The 17,993-nt window shown below is 73.7% G+C and carries 12 protein-coding genes; 2 read left to right on the plus strand and 10 right to left on the minus strand.

Annotated features, from left to right (window positions below; all coding sequences use genetic code 11):
- Positions 1 to 354: 354 nt before the first annotated feature.
- Together rsrA and PV789_RS23160 are read right to left on the minus strand one after the other, a co-directional pair.
- Positions 355 to 666: a mycothiol system anti-sigma-R factor gene (gene rsrA / locus PV789_RS23155; protein WP_248771833.1), complete on the minus strand. Its 312-nt coding sequence runs from the start codon at positions 664 to 666 to the stop codon at positions 355 to 357.
- Positions 663 to 1,379, minus strand: a complete 717-nt coding sequence (locus PV789_RS23160; RefSeq protein WP_047869444.1) for a sigma-70 family RNA polymerase sigma factor — start codon at positions 1,377 to 1,379, stop codon at positions 663 to 665. The genes rsrA and PV789_RS23160 overlap by 4 nt, the downstream gene beginning before the upstream one ends.
- 311 nt (positions 1,380 to 1,690) lie before the next feature.
- Between PV789_RS23160 and PV789_RS23165 the strand changes: the two genes are divergently transcribed.
- A complete protein-coding gene (locus tag PV789_RS23165) occupies positions 1,691 to 2,512 on the plus strand; it encodes a class I SAM-dependent methyltransferase (RefSeq protein WP_274974537.1) in 822 nt (273 codons plus the stop codon).
- Positions 2,513 to 2,580: 68 nt separating this feature from the next.
- Here PV789_RS23165 and thiC read toward each other — a convergent pair whose 3' ends face one another.
- From thiC to PV789_RS23205, 8 genes are all read right to left on the minus strand, one after another.
- Entirely contained in the window at positions 2,581 to 4,254 is a 1,674-nt protein-coding gene (gene thiC, locus PV789_RS23170) for a phosphomethylpyrimidine synthase ThiC (protein WP_274974538.1), read from the minus strand.
- A gap of 291 nt (positions 4,255 to 4,545) precedes the next feature.
- Positions 4,546 to 5,412, minus strand: coding sequence for an SOS response-associated peptidase (locus PV789_RS23175; RefSeq protein WP_274974539.1), 867 nt, complete (start codon positions 5,410 to 5,412; stop codon positions 4,546 to 4,548).
- 108 nt (positions 5,413 to 5,520) lie between these two features.
- A complete protein-coding gene (gene pgfA / locus PV789_RS23180) occupies positions 5,521 to 6,555 on the minus strand; it encodes a cell envelope lipid trafficking protein PgfA (protein WP_274974540.1) in 1,035 nt (344 codons plus the stop codon).
- Positions 6,552 to 11,318: an alpha-(1->3)-arabinofuranosyltransferase gene (locus PV789_RS23185; protein ID WP_274974541.1), complete on the minus strand. Its 4,767-nt coding sequence runs from the start codon at positions 11,316 to 11,318 to the stop codon at positions 6,552 to 6,554. The genes pgfA and PV789_RS23185 overlap by 4 nt, the downstream gene beginning before the upstream one ends.
- Positions 11,315 to 12,820, minus strand: a complete 1,506-nt coding sequence (locus tag PV789_RS23190; protein WP_274974542.1) for a glycosyltransferase family 4 protein — start codon at positions 12,818 to 12,820, stop codon at positions 11,315 to 11,317. The genes PV789_RS23185 and PV789_RS23190 overlap by 4 nt, the downstream gene beginning before the upstream one ends.
- Before the next feature lie 234 nt (positions 12,821 to 13,054).
- Entirely contained in the window at positions 13,055 to 13,195 is a 141-nt protein-coding gene (locus PV789_RS23195; RefSeq protein ID WP_013154713.1) for a hypothetical protein, read from the minus strand.
- A complete protein-coding gene (locus PV789_RS23200) occupies positions 13,192 to 15,057 on the minus strand; it encodes an MmpA family trehalose lipid delivery protein (RefSeq protein WP_274974543.1) in 1,866 nt (621 codons plus the stop codon). Before PV789_RS23200 ends, PV789_RS23195 begins: the two co-directional genes overlap by 4 nt.
- 38 nt (positions 15,058 to 15,095) lie before the next feature.
- Positions 15,096 to 16,916, minus strand: a complete 1,821-nt coding sequence (locus tag PV789_RS23205) for an SGNH/GDSL hydrolase family protein (protein ID WP_274974544.1) — start codon at positions 16,914 to 16,916, stop codon at positions 15,096 to 15,098.
- 177 nt (positions 16,917 to 17,093) lie between these two features.
- Here PV789_RS23205 and PV789_RS23210 point away from each other — a divergent pair, with 177 nt between their 5' ends.
- Positions 17,094 to 17,987 (plus strand): hypothetical protein, encoded by an 894-nt coding sequence (locus PV789_RS23210; RefSeq protein WP_274974545.1) that lies wholly within the window; start codon positions 17,094 to 17,096, stop codon positions 17,985 to 17,987.
- The last annotated feature ends 6 nt before the right edge of the window (positions 17,988 to 17,993 follow it).

Genomic DNA, 17,993 nt, shown 5'->3' on the forward strand with positions numbered 1-17,993 from the left:
ACCGGAACCACCAGGCATGACTACCCCAGGTAACCGAACGACACGGTGTCCGGATCCGGACAGAAAAAACATTCCGAGTGGGTCACGACGGGGAACGGCCCGGGCGTGCCGGGCGTGTCGGGGGAGGAGCCGGGAACACGGCCCGGAAGTGCCTGACCAAAAACCCGACAGGCGCGGGGAATACGGCACGACATTCCCGCAAAAGTACATAAAAGCCACACATCACTTCAGGGCGCGCTAACAACGGAACCGGGTACAAAAACCAACAAAAAGGTGGCGGAAGCTGGAATTCCAGCTTCCGCCACCAGGTGTGCCAGGTTTCGTCGGATACCGGGCTCGCTCCTGCCCGGCCCCTCAGGAGGGCGCGGTGCCCGGGCTTTCCACGCGCGCCTCCCGCGCCAACTGCTCCGTGCGCGCCCGGGCCAGGCGGCTGAGCACCTTGTCCCTCAGGTCCATCGGAACCGGATCACAGCCGCAGTGCTTGGCCACGAGCTTCTTCACCGCCTCCTCCAGCCCGTACTCGTCGAGGCAGGGCCCGCACCCGTCCAGGTGCTCGCGCACCTGTTCGTAGTTGCCCTCCTCCAGCTCCCCGTCGATGTAGGTGTAGAGCTTGGCGAGCACCTCGCTGCACGGGGTGTCGCTGTGTTCGCCGTGGCCGCCGCTCATTGCCGGTCTCCTCGATCCGAGACGTCCTGTCCCCGTCCGCGCGGGGACGTCCCCGAGGCGACCGCGCCGGCCTCGGCCGCCGCCCTCGCCGGCAGGAACCCCCGCTCCACCGCGTACTCCTCCAGCATCGACCTGAGCTGGCGGCGCCCGCGGTGCAGCCGGGACATGACCGTCCCGATGGGCGTCCCCATGATCTCGGCGACCTCCTTGTACGCGAAGCCCTCGACGTCGGCGAGGTACACCGCGATCCGGAAGTCCTCGGGCAGCTCCTGGAGCGCCCGCTTGACGTCGGTGTCGGGGAGGTGTTCGAGCGCCTCGGCCTCAGCCGACTTCAGGCCCGCCGCGGTGTGCGACGCGGCCTGCGCCAGCTGCCAGTCCTCGACGTCCTCGGTCCCCGCCTGCTTCGGTTCGCGCTGCTTCTTGCGGTAGGAGTTGATGAAGGTGTTGGTGAGGATGCGGTAGAGCCACGCCTTGAGGTTCGTTCCCTGTTTGAACTGGTGGAACGAACCGAACGCCTTGGCGAAGGTCTCCTGTACGAGATCCTCCGCGTCGGCGGGGTTACGGGTCATCCGCAGCGCCGCGGAGTAGAGCTGGTCGAGGAAGGGAAGCACGTCCCTCTCGAAGCGCTCTTCCCGTTCCTCGGCTGTCTCCTGCTCCTGGCCCTGTTCCAAGCCCGTCGGCCTCCTCGCGCTGGTCCCGGTTGGGGCGTCCATACCCCAACGATACGGTCCCATGGCACGGACCCGCGCATCGGCGCCGCGTGGCGCCGACACCGTCTCCTCGCGCTCCAGGCACGTCCCGGCTGTCGGCATGGTCTGTCGGCCCTCCCCGCATACTCGCGTGTGGCGCGCCCGGACGCTGCTGCTCCGGGCGCGGTGTAGGGGAGAACAACGCTTCGCCCGAGCTGATTCCGCGCCGCTGGGGGACGAAGGTCCCCTCCTTGGGCGAACTTTGTCGTTTACCTCCGTCAGCGGAGGTGAGGCATGGCAGAGTGCGGGTAGGACACCTGGAGGATGGGAGAGGAGTGCACGTGCGACCGTCCCCGACCCCGGCCTCCGACCGCCCCCGTTCCACGGCTGCCCAGTTCGCCACCCCCGACCGCCTGTCGGACTACTGGCGATTCTACTGGGCGGTCGCCGAGGCGCAGGTCGCCCGGTGGCTCCCCGACACCCCCTCCCTGCTGCTCGACCTCTCCGGCGCGGACTACCAGGGCGCCCCGCGCGCCGTGGCCGCCGGACACGACGTGGTGACCCTGCTGCCGTCGGTGGACGTGGCCGTGCGCCGCCCGCTGACCCTGGTGAACGGGCGCGCGGTGGTGCCCCGGCCCGCCCGGCGCGGACGGCTGCGCCACGTGGTGGGCGACTCCGCCTTCCTGCGCAGCTTCGCCCCGGACTCCTTCGACGGGGTCATCGCCGACAACCGGGTGCTGTCCCGGCACCTGGCCACCGAGGAGGCGCTGGCCCGGGTCAGCCGGGTGCTGCGCCCGGGGGGCCGCACCCTGCTGTGCGTGGACTCGGTGGTGCTGGGCATGGCGATGCTGGCCGAGCAGGACCGCTGGCCCGAGCTCAGCCACGCGCCCAACGCGGACGTGCTCCTGGTGCCCTGGCCGGACGGCTCCATCACGCGGTGCTTCACGGCCGAGCAGCTCACCGAGGCGCTCACCGACGCCGGTCTGGAACTGGAGTGGATCAAGCCCCGCACGGTGCTGTCCGCCTCCACGGTGGAGATGATGCTGGCGCGCGACCCGAGGTCGATGGGACGCCTGGTGGAGATGGAGCTGCGCGCCACGGAGTCCGACGACTACGTGGGCGTGCACCTGGTGGCGAGCGCGCGCAAGCCCGGCTAGGGCCGTCCTCCGCCGACCGGGCGCACCGGAGGGGCTGGGCCGCGCGGCCCAGCCCCTGTTCGCGGCCGCTACTCCGCCAGGGGCAGGTAGACCCGCTTACCCTGCTCGGCGAACTCCGCCGACTTGTCGGCCATGCCCTTCTCGATGGCGGCCACCGTCTCCAGCCCGTTCTCCTCGGCGTACCTGCGCACGTCCTGCGTGATCTTCATGGAGCAGAACTTCGGCCCGCACATGGAGCAGAAGTGCGCGGTCTTGGCCGGTTCGGCGGGCAGGGTCTGGTCGTGGAAGGACTGCGCGGTCTCGGGGTCCAGGGCCAGGTGGAACTGGTCCTGCCAGCGGAACTCGAACCGCGCCTTGGACAGCTCGTCGTCCCACTCCTGCGCCTTGGAGTGGCCCTTGGCCAGGTCGGCGGCGTGCGCGGCGAGCTTGTAGGTGATCACACCGGTCTTGACGTCGTCCCGGTCGGGCAGCCCCAGGTGCTCCTTGGGGGTGACGTAGCACAGCATCGCCGTACCGAGCCAGCCGATCTGGGCGGCGCCGATCGCGGAGGTGATGTGGTCGTAGCCGGGCGCGACGTCGGTGGCCAGGGGGCCGAGCGTGTAGAACGGCGCCTCGCCGCACAGCTCCTCCTCCAGGCGCACGTTCTCCGCGATCTTGTGCATCGGCACGTGTCCGGGTCCCTCGATCATCACCTGCACGTCGTGCGCGCGGGCGATGTGGGTGAGTTCGCCCAGGGTGCGCAGCTCGGCGAACTGGGCCTCGTCGTTGGCGTCGGCGATCGACCCCGGCCGCAGCCCGTCACCGAGGGAGAAGGTGACGTCGTACTCCCGGAGGATCTCGCACAGCTCCTCGTAGTGGGTGTACAGGAAGCTCTCCCGGTGGTGGGCCAGACACCAGGCCGCCATGATCGAGCCGCCGCGCGAGACGATGCCGGTGACCCGGCGGGCGGTGAGCGGCACGTAGCGCAGCAGCACGCCCGCGTGGACGGTCATGTAGTCCACGCCCTGCTCGCACTGCTCGATGACGGTGTCGCGGTAGACCTCCCAGCTCAGCGCGGCCGGGTCGCCGTTGACCTTCTCCAGGGCCTGGTAGATGGGCACGGTCCCGATCGGGACGGGCGAGTTGCGCAGGATGCGCTCGCGGGTCTCGTGGATGCGCTTGCCGGTGGACAGGTCCATGACGGTGTCGGCCCCCCAGCGGGTGGCCCACACCATCTTCTCCACCTCCTCCGGGACGGAGGAGGTGACGGCGGAGTTGCCGATGTTGGCGTTGATCTTGACCAGGAAGTTCTTGCCGATGATCATCGGCTCTGACTCGGGGTGGCACCGGTTGGCGGGGATGACCGCCCGGCCCACGGCCACCTCCCGGCGGACGAACTCGGGGTCCACGCCCTCCCGGGCGGCCACGAACCGCATCTCGGGGGTGATGGTCCCGGCCTTGGCGTGGGCCAGCTGGGTGGTCGCGCCGCCGGAGGGGGCGGGCTCGTGGGCCCACTCCCCGCGGGTGGGGGCCAGGCCCCGGTGGACGTCGATGTACGCGGTGTCGTCGGTGTACGGGCCTGAGGTGTCGTACAGGTCGAAGTGGCTGCCGTTGCTGAGTTCCACCCGGCGCTGCGGGACGCGGAGGGTGTGCCCCTCGGGGGTGGCGACCTCCCGGTAGACCTTGCGTGATCCCATGATGGGACCGGTGGTCACCCGGTGGTCGGCGGTGGAACTGACGTCGCGGCCGTCGAGAGCCGTCATGGCATGCCTCCCTACGTCGGAATTACCCGAACAGGTTCTGCGGTCGGCGACACCGTTGAGTCGCCCTCTCAGCCCGCCATGGCGCGAGCTCCCGCGTTGCGTATGAAGATGTGGGGGCGTCTGGGGCGCCCCGGGCACGCGGGACCGGGGCGGTCCCCGGCCCGTGCGGCCCCCGACACTGTATCCGGCCGCGGAGCGGGGCTGTCCACCCTCCCCGGGATACAAAACTGTCCCCCGCACGCCACTCCCGGCGGAGCGGACGGCACGGGTCCGTGCCGCTCTCCCCCCGGGTCAGAAGAGCGTCTGCGGCTCGTCTCCCCCGGTGTCGGAGAGCGGTTCGAGCAGGTCGGGGCGGTTGTTCTTGATGCTGTTGACGTCGGTGGAGACCTCGTCCACGTCGAAGCGGTCGGCCGGGGTGGTCTGGAGCAGGTGGGCCAGCTCGTCGGCCCCGGTCGCCGGGTCCAGCCAGGCCGCCCAGTCCTCGGGGGGCACGACGACGGGCATGCGCTCGTGGATGTGGGCGAGCTCGGGGGCCGCCTCGGTGGTGACGACGGCGCAGCTCCACACCCACGCGGCGGGGTCGTCCTCGGCCGCCTCCGGGTCGCGCCAGCGCTCGAAGATCCCCGCCATGGCCAGGGGCCGGTCGTCGGGGTAGTGGATGGAGTAGGGCTTCTTGTCCGCCTTGGCCTTGCGCTTCTTGTGGTGGGGGTCGGTGACCGGCGAGGTGCTGGCCTGCACGGTCCCGTCCCGGCCGATCAGCTGCCACTCGTAGTAGGCGTCGGCGGGCAGCAGGCAGCGGCGGCGCCGGAAGGCCGTGCGGAAGGCGGGCTTGTCGGCGATGGTCTCGCTACGGGCGTTGATCATCCGGTAGCCGATGTTGCGGTCCTTGGCCCAGGAGGGCACCAGGCCCCAGCGCATGGTGTGCAGGGAGCGGGGCCCCGACTCCCCCCGGTCCCCGGCCTGCGGGGGCGGGCCGAGCACGGCGTACACCGGCCTGCCCGGTGAGATGTTGTAGTCCGGGTCCAGCTCATCCAGCGGCGGCCACGCCCGGGGATCGGTCTCCTCGGGAAGGGGCTGCTCGGGAAGGGGCTGCTCGGGCAGGCCGAAGGCGAGCTGCAACTGGTGCACGTTCCTGGACTGGGCATAACGACCGCACATGGGTGTGATCCTACGGTCGAAACAGCTCCTTCTCTCCCGGAACACCCGTATCCGCCGGTGTTTCCCACCCCTGGGGCACCGGGCACGGCCCGCCGGTCCCGCCGGGTCTCAGCCGGGCGCCGGTGCGGCGGGCTCCTCTGCACGGTCGGGGCCCCGCTCCGCGCCCCCGTCCGCGTTTCGGTCCCGCCGTGCCCGGACCAGGCCGACCAGCACGGCCAGGCCGCCGAGCGGGGCCAGCGTCCACGGAGCCCACGAGGAGAGGGCGCGCAGCAGCACCGAGCGCACGCGGGCCTGCTCGGCCTGGGCCGCGACCTGCTGCTCGGCCAGGACCAGCTGCGCGTGCAGCAGGGGCGCCTCACCGCTGTCGTTCTGCGGGCGCAGGGTCTCCGCGCGGGTCTCGTGGGCGTTGACCACGATCCCGCTGACCGGCTCCACCCAGAACGTCCGGCTGACCTCCAGCCAGCGGGTGGCGGTGACCGTGCCCGCGGCCCCGGAACGGAACAGGGAGGCGGGAACCGGGCGGGCCGAGTCGGGCACCTGGGTGGACTCGATCCACTGGCTGTACCGGCGCACCCGCACCCCCGCCACCTCCTCCCACGCCTGGAACTCCAGCATCGGCGCCGACCGCACCTCTGCGTCGTAGAAGGGGTACTCGCCCTGCTCGTCGCCGGGCGGCCAGAAGTGCACCAGCCCCGCCTGCCGGACCGCCCGGTCGCCGTCGACGTGCTCACCGCAGCAGTTGACCGCCCGGCCGGTCTCCCGGTCGACGATGACGCGGCGGCTCCAGTGGTCGATCATCCGGTCGGGCGCGGAGGTGTCCACCGACATCTCCCACGCCGACCAGTCGCCGCCGTGCGCGGAGGCGTCCACCCGGGTGACCCGGCTGAGCTCGGCCGACTCCACCCACGACCACGTGGAGGTGTCCAGGTAACCGGCGTCCTCGTCCAGCATGCGGATGTCGAACTCGGCACCGGCGGGCAGCAGGGCCATCCGCTCGTACACGTAGAGCGGGAGCAGGGCGGCCAGGGTGAGCAGGAAGGCGCCCGCGGCCACCAGCAGGGTGCCGCGGGGCAGGGAGCGCCCCGGTCGGCGCTCGGGGCCGACCTGGCTGGGGGCGGCCCCACCGAAGCCGAGCGCGCTCATGTCCGGGCCTCCTCGGGGTCGTTCTCCCACCGGTCGTCGTCCGGGGAACCCCCGCCGCGGGGAGCGCCGTCGACCTCATCGTTCGCAGGGGGCGCCGAACCCTCGGCGGCGCCGTCGGCCCCACCGGCTTCGGCAGCACCAGTCCCGTATCTCTCACCGGCAGCCTCCGCAGCCGCAGTCCCCTGCCCCTCAGGAGCCGTGTGGGCCCCCGAGGCCCTGTTGGCCTCGCGGTCTCCCCCGGTGTCAGCAGCTTCGGGTCCACGTTCCCCACGAACCCCACCAGCACCGCTGGCCCCCGCGACCGCAGTCCCCTGCCCCTCAGAAGCAGCATGGGCCCCGGAGGCCCTGCCCGCCCCGACAAGGACAGCACCGTTGGCCCCACCGGCCGCATCGGTCGCACCGTCGGATGGAGCGGACCCGTCCGCCCCGCCGCCGGCGGCGTTCGCGGCGGCGGCCCGGGCGCGGACCGACGGCGGATCGGCGTCGGCGTCCTCGCCGTCGCCCGGCTGGCCCAGGGCCAGTACGAGCCGGGCCAGCGCGGGCAGGCACAGCAGCTGGGAGACCCAGCCGCGCAGCGCTCCCCCGAGCACCTCGGTCACGTCGTGGAAGGGCATGTACAGCGCCAGGTAGGTGCCCGCGCCCATGGCGAGTCCCGCCAGCGCCAACGACGCCGCCACCGGCCAGGGCCCCGCCAGGAGCGGCAGCGTCCGCCCGCCCATGGAGGGCCTTCCCGGTTTGGCGTGCCGCAGCCTCCGGGGCGCCCGGCGCCCCAGCCACCACATGCACACCAGGATCACCGCGACCAGGGCGGCTCCGACCGCACCGGCCACCCACACCCCGTAGGCCAGGCCCAGCGGCAGCACGACCCGCCTTCCCAGCCACCCGGGTCCGGCGCCGGGCAGGGCGCGGGCGCCCCGAGGGGCCGCGGCCCCGGCCGGCGCTCCCCCGGGCAGCAGGCGCCCGGGCCACAGGGCGGCGACCACCAGCACCGCGGCCAGCGCGGCGCCCACGGCCAGGGCCCGGTGGTAGGCGGTGTCGGGCGCGTAGGTCAGGGTGACGGTGCCCGCGCTGCCCGCGGGCAGCACCCAGGCCTGTTTCCAGCCCTCCAGCCGGACCGGCTCCAGGGCCGCGTCCGCCCCCTCCAGGCGGGCCTGCCAGCCCTCGTTGAAGTTCTCGTTCACCACCAGGAGGCTGTCCTCGGCCGCGTCCGCGTCGAAGCGGCGCTCGCCCGGACCCCAGGCGTGCACCTCCTCCACCTCGGCCATGGTGACCTCGGGCCGGTCCGAGACGGGGTCGGCGGACTCCACCAGGGCCGAGCGCACCTCGTAGCGGTTGCCCGGATCGACCACGATCCGGTTCTCGCCCCCGACCAGGTCCAGGTCGGTGCAGCTCTCGTAGCGCAGCGGGCGGCCGGCGAGTTGGTCGGCGAGGGTACCCCGGCTGATCCGCGTCTCCACCCGCTGGTCGTTGACCCGCAGCGTGGGGCCCAGGCCGCACGCGGTGGAGGCGTCGCCCTCCGGCAACGGCTCCACCGGGTCCACCCCGGGCAGGGTGACGGTGCCGATCTCCAGGGCCTGCCCCTCGGGCCGTTCGAAGGTCACCCGCAGCGACTCCGCGGTGAACTCGGCGAAGTCCACCCGGCCGCTGCCGTCCAGCCACCCCTCGCGCACGGTGCCGCCGCCCTCGACGGTCACCCGGATCGGCCTCAGCACGCTGTCGGCGCGGGGGAACTCCACCTCCAGGTGCCCGATCTCGGTGGGCGCGCCCAGCTCGATGTCGAGCCAGGGGTTCTTCTCCTCCGGGTCCGGGTACCAGACGGTGCTCTCGTCGTCGTCGAGCGCGCCCCGGCCCATCGCGGCGGGGTGCTGCACGGCCGTGGAGGAGGCAGTCACGCGCGGGTGCGGGCTGGCCCGGTTGGCGGCGTTCTCCGCCTCCCGGGGGTCGGTGAGCACGACCTCGCCCGAGACCGTGTGCGGGGCCGAGGCCGACTCCGCCGACAGCTCGAACGTGCGGTCCAGGCGGCGCGCGTCCTCGCCCTGCACCTGGAGGTCGGGGTTGCACACCCACACGTGCGAGCCCTCCATGCAGCCGGGCGCGGTGCCGGTGGAGCCGGTGAACAGCAGCGTTCCGGCGTCGGCGGGACCGGGGACCCGCAGCGTGCGGGCCGGTTCCAGGCCGGGCACGGAGATCGAGGCGACGCCCACCCGGGTGCCGAACCGGTACTCCGGTTCCCAGGCCAGTTCGTCCACGCGCACGCGCAGCGTGGTGGTCGCGCCGGGCGGGGCCGTCAGCTCCTGGGGCTCCTCGGTCTCGGCGACGGGCACCTGCGCCTCGCCGCCGTCGGTGACGAGCGTGACCCGGGAGGGCGGCGGTTCGCCGGGCAGGTGCTCGAAGGCGACGCTGAGCCCGGTGAGGTCCTGGGGCTCCTCGAACTCGACCTCGATCCACTCCCCCAGGGCTCCGGTGAAGGCGCTGGACCGCCAGGAGGTGGTGAGGTCGTCGTCGAGCACGGCGTGCGGGGCGTGCCCCGGGTCGCGGTCGGCGGCGCGCGCGCCCGCACCGCTCTCGGCGGAGGAGGCGCTCACCGAGGCGATCCCGATGTCCTCGGCGTGGGCGACGTGGTCCTCCCAGGCCGGGTCGAGGACGTCGGGGGCGGGGACGTCGCGTTCGAGCTCCTGGTCCTCGGTGAGGGTGGCCGACACGTTGCGGCGCACGTCGGAGTAGACCACCTCGCGGCGGCGGGCGGTGTCGGTGACGATCGTGTCCCGGGCGGCGACCTCCCCGGCCCCGGGGTCGTCCCCGAGCAGGATCGGGCGGTCGTCGTCGACCACCCCCTGTTCGGCCAGGTGGAGCACGGACTCGGGGCCGCCGGTGACCCGCAGCACCTCGTCGGCGGGCACGGTGCCGACGGTGGGCGCGGCGTCCTCCACCTCGTAGACGCTCAGCGCCCGGTAGGGCTGGTCGAACCACTGGGAGGCGGACTGGTGGTCCAGCGAGCCGATGACCGGGCCGAACTCGGCGGCCAGGGCGATGCCCGGCGAGTCGGCCAGGGCCTGGTGGACGCGGGCGGGCCAGCCGCCGTTGTTGCCGGTGCGCTGGAGGTCGTTGCGCACGAGGAGGTGGGTGACGCCCATGCGCGCGAAGGTGTCGGCGAGCCCGGCGGAGCCGCGGCCCGAGGAGACGCGCTGGTCGATCTCGTGGGTGATGCGGGAGACTCCCGCCGAGCCCCACGGGATGATCTGGTGGTTGGTCCAGGCCCCCTCGAAGAGCGGTTGCAGGGGTTCGTCCATGGGACGGCCCCACTCGTACTCGCCGCGCGCCGAACCGGGCAGGGCCATGGTCATGCCGCGCTCGTCGGCGCGCGCCTCCAGCCAGTCGGAGGCCTTGTACCAGTAGTCGGGGATCTGCGCGAAGCCGCCCGCGGGGGCGATCCCGACGGTGCCCACGGGCACGAGGGTGACCGCGAAGACGGCGGCGGTGGCGCCCGCGACGGCGCGGCGCACGCGTCCGGGCACGGGCGTGCCCCTGCGGTCGGCCAGGTCCCGGGCCACGACCACGGGCAGGTGGGCCAGGCCGAGCACCAGGGGCAGGCGCACGAGCGCGTCGAACTTGTGCACGTTGCGGAACGGGGAGAGGAGGCCGTCGAACAGTTCGCGCACGGCCCCCGCCAAGGGGCCCGTGAGGTCGCCGGTGAAGCCCGCGACGATGACGGCGGTGCCGCTGAGGAGGCTGGCGATGAGGAAGAGCCGTTCGGGGGTGCGCCGGTTGACCAGCCCGGCCAGGCCCAGGCCCGCCACCAGCGCGGTGACCGCGATCAACCACGGGGTGGTGGACAGCTCCGCCCCCGAGGGCAGCGCGGTGTTGCCCTGGTCGGGCAGGAAGCCCATCCAGTTGGAGGTGCCGCGCAGCGCGTTGAGCAGCGAGGTGACGCCGGTGGTGACGGCGGCGTCCTCGGTGTAGGGCATGAACGAGAACACGTACCGCGCCATGAGGAGCAGCGGCGCGACGTACCAGAACGAGGCGAGGACCAGCGCGACCGCCCACCAGGCGATCAGGCGCCACTTGCGCGGACCGTTCGCCCGGGTGAGCAGGTAGAGCCCCGGGACGACCAGGACGGCCAGTTCGGAGGCGGCGTTGGTGCCGCCGCACAGCAGGAAGGCCAGACCCGAGAGCAGGGCCGCGCGGGCGGGTGAACGCCCGTGCCGGGCCCCGAGCACGAGCGGCAGCAGGATCCACGGCATGAGCAGCATGGGCTGCAACTCGGCGGAGTTGTACGACAGCAGCGTCAGCACGCGGGGGGCCAGCGCGTAGGCGACCCCGGCCAGGATGCGGGTGTTGACGGTGCCGATGCCCAGCGCCCCGGCGACCTTGTACACGCCGGTGAACGCGGCGACGAGCAGGACGGCCATCCACAGGCGCTGGATGAGCCAGTCGGGCACGCCGAGCAGGTCGAACAGCAGGTGGAAGGGGCCGTTGGGGAAGAAGTACCCGTAGGCCTGGTTCTGGATCTGGCCGAAGTAGGAGGCGTCCCACAGGTGCAGGGCGCGCTCCATGAACCCCAGGGGGTCGGCCGTCAGGTCGAGCTTGGTGTCGCTGACGATCCTGCCGGGGTCGATGCTGGCGGCCAGCGCTCCCAGGAGCAGGCACACCGTGAGGACCTTGAGCCGGGCCAGGAGGCGGGGATCGGCGCCGCCGGGGCCGGTGGAAGGTGGTGTGCGGGAATCCTCCGGTTCGCGCCTGGCGGTGGATTCCGTCGGTGTCACGTCTTCGCTTTCCTGCCTGCTGCCGTGTTCCGGGCGGCGGGGGCGCCCGGGTCGTCGGAGGTGAGGGGGTCGGGGGCGGGGGCGCCCGGTGCGGGGGTGGTGCCGGGAGCGGGAGCGGGGGCGGGGGCGTCGTTGGCGGGGGCGTCCGGTTCCGCGGCGCCGGACAGGCCCAGCTCCCCGGCGACGAGCCGGGTCATCCGCGCGCCGCTGGCCTCCCACGTGAACCGGGACGCCCACGCGCGGCAGGCGCGGCGGACGGCTTCGGCCCGGCGGGGGTCGGACAGCTCCTCCAGGGCGCGCGCGACCACGTCGGCGAGTTCCTCGCCCTCGTGCACGAGCCAACCGGTCTCGCCGTCGCGGACCGAGTCGCGCAGTCCGTCCACATCGTAGGCCACGGTGGGCACGCCGAGGCGGGCCGCCTCGATGACGGTCAGGCCCCAGCCCTCGAACTCGGAGGCGGTGACGTGGAGGTGGCACGAGGCCAGGACGCTGTTCTTGTCCTCCTCGGGCAGGAAGCCGTGCAGGCGCACGCGGTCGCCCGTGCCGTCGCGCGCGACCTGCTCCGCCAGGGGTTCGCCCTCGGGGCCGCGGCCGATGATGTGCACCTTCAGGTCGGGGTGCTCCTCGCGCAGGGCGCGGGCGAGGTCGACCACCCGCGAGACGCGTTTCTGGACGACCAGGCGGCCCAGGCTGACCACGGCCGGGCGGCCCATGTCGGCGGGGGCGGGCGCGTCGTCGAGGGGCTTCTGGGGGCCGGGGAGTCCGCCGTTGTGGATGATCTCGATCGGCGCGCGCCAGCCCAGCTTCTCGCGCATGGCCCGGCGGGAGGACTCCGAGACGGTGACGGTGGTGCAGCGGCGGTAGACGCGCGAGGCCACGGCCGACTCCAGCGTGCGGCCCAGCCAGGCGACGGGCGCCGGGAAGTAGGCGTTGAACTGGAGGTCGTGGACGTGGTGGACGACGCTGACCACCCGCGTGCTGCGGCGCAGGACGAGGCGGCACAGGAAGGGGACGCCGTTCATGCAGTCGAAGGCGAGCTGGTACTCGCGGCGCCACAGGGCCAACCACGCCATGACGCGGGGGTAGACGGTGAACCTGCCGCCCATGCGGCGGATGACGACCCCGTCCCTGGTCTCCACGCGCGCCTGGTGGGGCTCGCGGCTGGTGAGGAAGGTGACGATGGCGCCGCGTTCGGCCAGGTGGCGGCTGATCCGCCAGGAGTACTCCTCGGCGCCCCCCGCGGTGGACTGCCAGGGGTCGCGCCAGTTGACCATGACCAGGCGGACCCCGTCCAGGCGCGGCCCGAGGTCGGCGGGGGCCTCCGGGACGGCGGGGGCGCCCGTGCTGCCCGGGGCACCTGGGACAGCGGGGGCGTCCGGAGCGGCGGGGGCGTCTGGGGCGGTCGGGACCTGGACGGGGACGACGGCGGCCGGGGCCCCGGTGACCGCTGGCAGGCCCGGCTCCGCCTCCTGGCGGATCCGGTGGACCTTCTGGAAGACCACACGCTCTCCTTCCGCGCGGAATCCGGCCGCACGTGCGTGCCGCCACCGCGCGCGTGCGGATGAACACGCACGGCGATCCCCTGAGGGAAGGGTGGAGCGCACGCCGAACGGGCCCGTGGGCCGGACGTCGGTGGTGGTGGGCGGCCGGGGGAGGGTACCCGGGGCCGCGGGAGTCGGGGGAGTGGGGCGCCCCGCCGGGGCGGAGCGCCCGCGAACCTCCGCCGTACGGCCGCCCTAGCGGTCGCCGTAGTTGTAGAGGGTTTCGTTCACCGGTTCCGCGGTGGCGGTCGAGTCCGTGGCGAGGCTGGTGGCCACGAAGGTGGCACCTCCCGCCAGGGCCGCGCCGATGACGCAGGCGGCGATTACCTTGATCACTTGGGGATCTCCTTCCGCGCGCCCGATCCCGCGCTGGGTCCGGAGCGCTGGAAAACGAGACTAGAACCTGATCTAGCCATAGACCAGATGATTGCCCCAACTGTAACTAACCCGCCGGTAACTTCCAACCCCGGAATGCCAGCTTTATCGGCCTTTACATGCTGGTCCTGCACTCGCAGAAGCACCATGCCGGAGCCCTCCACCACCACGGACAGGCCCTCCACACCTGACCAGAACTGGTTATCGACCGGCGCGGACACCGCCACGTACCGCACCCCCAGCCCGCCCAGCGCAGCGGCGTCCAACCGCTCGGGCAGGCCCGTCGCCGGGTCCGGCCCGAGCACCCCGGCGACCCGCCGCGCCCGAGCGTCCTCGCCGGTCACGACCACCTCTCCCCCGTCCGGGGTGCCCACCACCAGGTCGTCGTTCCACAGGGCGCGCCGGTCGAAGAGCTTGGTCGCCGGATCCAGGACGACCGTGGCCCGACCCGACCAGTCGGGGCCGCGGTAGGCGCTCCAGGGCAGCACCAGCACCGCCCCGGGCCGGTCGTCGGCGGCCACCGCCTCCCGGGCCGCCAACCACTCCCCGGGGTAGTGCACCGGGGCCAGCCGACCGCTCGCGCCCCACAACAATCCCGGCAGCACCACCACCGGCAGCAGCGCCGCGAACACCGCGAGCCCCGTCCGCAGCGCGGCGCCCCGCCGCCCGGCCAGCCACCACACGCACACGCCGAGGCCGAGCGCCTGGACCAGGGACAGCGGGGCCACGTAGAGCTGGCCGTCGCGCAGCGGCCCGAACCCCGGCCAGGAGGAGACCAGCCAGACCAGCAGCGCGCGCCCCGGCCCGGTGGCGCCCAGCAGGGCGATCAGCAGCCCCAGGACGGCGGCCGCCGACAGGCCGGGGCCGAACCCCGGCCGCTCCCGGCGCAGCAACCACACCCAGCCCGCCAACGCCAGCAGGCACAGCAGCAGGCGGGCCGCGGCCGTCACCGGCTCGCCGTAGCCCGCCGGAACCGCACCGGAGTTCCACACCCCGCCCAGGAGCAGCAGGGAGCCGAGGACCCCGAACGGGGTGTCCGAACGGGCCGCGAACGCCGCCACCCCGGCCGGGTCCGTGCCCGCCCCGCTGGCCAGGGACGGAAGCAGCCAGGGCAGGGAGACCACCACCAGCGCCAGCGCGAAGAGCGCCGCCCGCACCCACCAGCGCGACGCGCCCGAGCGGGCGGTGAGGGCGACGGGGCCGGCGGTGAGGGCGGTCAGCACCACCGACGAGAACCCCCCGATCGCCGCGGGCACCAGAGCGCGCACCAGCCCGGCGAACCCCGCGCCCGGCCGCACCCGCGCCATGCGCACGGCGGCCCCCACCACCCACGGCAGCCCCGCGTAACCCAGCAGCATCGCCCACTGGCCCAACAGCAGCCGCTCGGCCACGAACGGGTTCCACACGTAGGACGTCCCGGCGGCGGCCGACGCCACCAGGGCCCCGGCGCCGCCGCGGGGCAGCACCCGCAGCGCCAGGCGCGCGGCACCGGCACCGCCCACGGCGAACACCGCCAGCAGCGCCAGCGACTGCACCGCGTCCCCGGGCAGGACCGCGGACAGCACCGCCACCACGGCGTCGCTGGGGATCGCGCGGGGGAACCCGTCCGCGCCCCGCAGCACCGTGGCCGGCGACAGGTCGGGCACGAACACCATGTCGTAGCGCAACACGTACCCGGGCCCCAGCGCGGGACCGAGCGCCAGCACACCGGCGAGCAGCCCCACGGCCCACGGCAGCAGCCGGACGCCCCACCCTCCCCGGGCCTCCCCTCCTCCCCGTCCTCCCCGCGCTCGCCGGGCCCTCAGCCCCGTGACCGACACCATCGACCTCCGCCCCTGGAAAGCAGTCCCCCGACCCTCCGTCAGCCCCGCGCGAGCAGAACGCTGTCGGAGTAGCCGCCCTCCACGTAGTCGCGGTAGGAGCGGACCACGAGTTCGTAGGGACCCGACACCGTCACCGACCAGCGCGGCTCCTCCCCCGCCGGGCCCAGCGTGCGCCACTCCCGCCCGTCGCCGGGGCCGAGCCCGTCACGGCGCTCGCAGTCCGGACCTGGCGCGACGGGCTCGGGTTCGGGCACGGACGGCATGGGAGCGGGGGTCGGCGTGGGGGTGGGCCGCGGACCGGGGTCCGCGTCGGGAGCGGGGTCGGACGGCCCGGCGCTGGGCACGGGCGACTCGACGGGGACCTCCGAGGCGCGGTCGCCGTCCGGGGACGCGGGCGCGCGCCGGTCGTCGGCGGCCCCGCACTCCAGCGCGCGCACCCACACCTCGTAGTGGGAGGCCTCCCCGACGTCCTCCCACTCCACGGTCGCCCCGCCGTCGACCACGCGCAGCCAGGACGGTCCCGGAGGCGGATCGTCGTCCCACACCCACTGGAGGGGTTCGGACTCCGCCCCCTCGTCCCGGCCCTTGAACGAGCGCACCACGAACTCGTAGCGGGCTCCGCTGAAGAGCGCCTCCACCAGCACGGAACGGCTGTCACCGTCGGCGCGCACGTCCACCGGGAGCACGGCGGCCTCGTCCGGGTCCGGCCCCACGCGCCGCTGCACCACCCGGTAGCCGGTCGCGCCGGGCACGGTGTCCCAACTGAGCACGAGGCCGTCCTCGGACTCCTCCGCCACGGGTTCGGGTGCGGTCGCGGGCCCCACCGCCGCCTCCGGCAGCGGCCGCCGGTAGGCCGTGCCGACCCCCAGTGGTTCGGCGAGCGCGTCGGCGAAGGCCGCCGCGATCTTCAGTTCGCCGCGCGCGTTGGGGTGCGCCTCGTCCCAGTTGTCGCTGGCCGGGGCGTACCCGTCGGCGACCCGCGCGACCACCACGGGCGAGCCGCTGGAGGTGAGCTGCTCGGCGAGGTCGACCAGTCCCATGTTGAACCGGTCGATCTCGGCGTTGGCCCGGGTGTCCTCCACCGGCGGCAGCTCCCCGAGGACGAACCGGGTCTGCCCCCGCACGACGCGCACCGTGGACACCGTCTCGCCCACCCCCTCCAGTGCGCTGTCGGCGTCCCCGCCCGCCAGGATGTCCTCGGTACCGGCCAGGAGGAGCAGGTAGTGCGGCCGGTACTCGGCGGCCACCAGCGCGGCACCGGTGGACAGCTCCTGCGCGGTGGTGCCCCAGCGGGCGGCGTGGTCGGTGTCGAAGTCGGGGTCGGCGTAGTCCTGGTTGCCGAACTCCCGGTCCGCCAGCCCGTACATGCCGTCGTAGGGGCCGACGAAGTCCACCTCCACCCCGGCCCCGCGCAGGTGGGACCACAGGCGGTAGCGCCAGGTGTAGTCGCCGCTGCTGCCCTGGGAGAGCGAGTCGCCGACGACCATGACGCGCAGTTCGCCGTCCGGCGGCCCCGGCACGGTGACGGGCTCCTCGGCGCGCCCCTCCTGCGCGGCCCCTCCCCCGGAGCCGCTCTGGACCAGCAGCAGGGTGACCGCCATCGCCGAGAGCATGACGCCGAGCAGCCCCAGGGGCCCGGGTTCGAAACGGGAGTGGCTGTCCCAGCGGGGCCGGAGCAGCGGGAGGCGGAGCCGTCGGGGCCACCGGTCCATGAGCGACGCCCAACGCGGCGGTCGCGGGCGCTCCCGCCCCGGTTCGCCGGGCCGGGCCCCGCGCGGACGGGGCCAGCGGAACCGGAGCCTGCCGAAGCGGTCGGCCACGCGCGACCACCACACGGAGCGTTCGTCGGATCCGCGCACCGCGCCCCCTGCGTTCCCAGAACGGGTTCTACCCCCTACAGGGGGTTCGTCAGACAAGACTAGAACTGGTTATATATAATTCGTCAACTCGTTGCGGCCGAGCGGAACCGCCTACACCGACGTTAGCGGCCGTCCCCGCCCTCTCGACTCCGCGCCCCGACGGAAAGCAGGACCCCCGTGACCGGACTCCTGGTAGCCCTGCTGTCCGCGGTGGTCTACACCGTCGGCCTGACCGTGGAACAGCGCGCCCTGCACGGCGCGGAGTCGATCTCGATCAACCGCCCCCTCCACCTGGCCCGGGTCCTGCTCACCAACCCCCGCTGGGTGCTCGGCTGCCTCTTCGCCGCCCTGGGCAGCGTCGGCCTGATCGTCTCCCTCGGCCTCGCGCCCGTGTCCGTGGCCCAGCCCGCCTTCGCCGCGGGGGTCGCGTGCGGCATCCTCGTCATCACCCTCGTCCTGGGCGAGCGCGTCACGCGGGGCGAGTACGTGGCCCTCGGCGTCATGCCGATCGCGCTGGGCCTGCTCAGCCTGTCCACCGCCGAGGGCGCCGAGACCGGGACCACCGCCGACACGCCGCTGCTCATCACCGTCAGCCTGCTCACCGTGGCGGCGTGCCTGGCCGTGGTGGGCCTGGTCGGCGGCCGCGGCCGCTACATGTCCGCCGCCGCCCTGGGCGCGGCCGCGGGCTTCGCCCAGGGCAGCGCCGGCCTCCAGGGCAAGGGGCTGGGCGGCCTGCTGGCCGACCACGGCCTGTGGAACGCGGTCGTCCCCGCGCTGCTCTCGCCCTACCCCTACCTGTACGCGGTGGGCTGGGCGGTGGGCATCGTCCTCTTCCAGACCTCGCTCCAGCGCTCGCGGGCCTCCATCACCGCCCCGGTGTCCAACGTCGTGGGCAACGTGTTCATGGTCGTCATGGGCACGATCCTGTTCGGCGAGCGCCTGCCCGACGACCCGGTCATGCTGGCCCTGCGCGTGGGCGGGTTCGCGCTCACCCTCGTCGTGGTCGTCCTGGTCCGCGGCAACGTGGCCGCTGCCGAGGCGGACACCAGCCGCAGACGCGCCCAGGTGTAGGGCGCA

This window comes from Nocardiopsis camelliae (genome assembly GCF_028993595.1).
Lineage (GTDB): Bacteria > Actinomycetota > Actinomycetes > Streptosporangiales > Streptosporangiaceae > Nocardiopsis > Nocardiopsis dassonvillei.

What these genes read in the sequence shown, in the direction of transcription:
- rsrA (WP_248771833.1), bottom strand. Translation starts at nt 666, where the DNA reads ATGAGCGGCGGCCACGGCGAACACAGCGACACCCCGTGCAGCGAGGTG.
- PV789_RS23160 (WP_047869444.1), bottom strand. Translation starts at nt 1,379, where the DNA reads ATGGACGCCCCAACCGGGACCAGCGCGAGGAGGCCGACGGGCTTGGAA.
- thiC (WP_274974538.1), bottom strand. Translation starts at nt 4,254, where the DNA reads ATGACGGCTCTCGACGGCCGCGACGTCAGTTCCACCGCCGACCACCGG.
- PV789_RS23175 (WP_274974539.1), bottom strand. Translation starts at nt 5,412, where the DNA reads ATGTGCGGTCGTTATGCCCAGTCCAGGAACGTGCACCAGTTGCAGCTC.
- pgfA (WP_274974540.1), bottom strand. Translation starts at nt 6,555, where the DNA reads ATGAGCGCGCTCGGCTTCGGTGGGGCCGCCCCCAGCCAGGTCGGCCCC.
- PV789_RS23200 (WP_274974543.1), bottom strand. Translation starts at nt 15,057, where the DNA reads ATGGTGTCGGTCACGGGGCTGAGGGCCCGGCGAGCGCGGGGAGGACGG.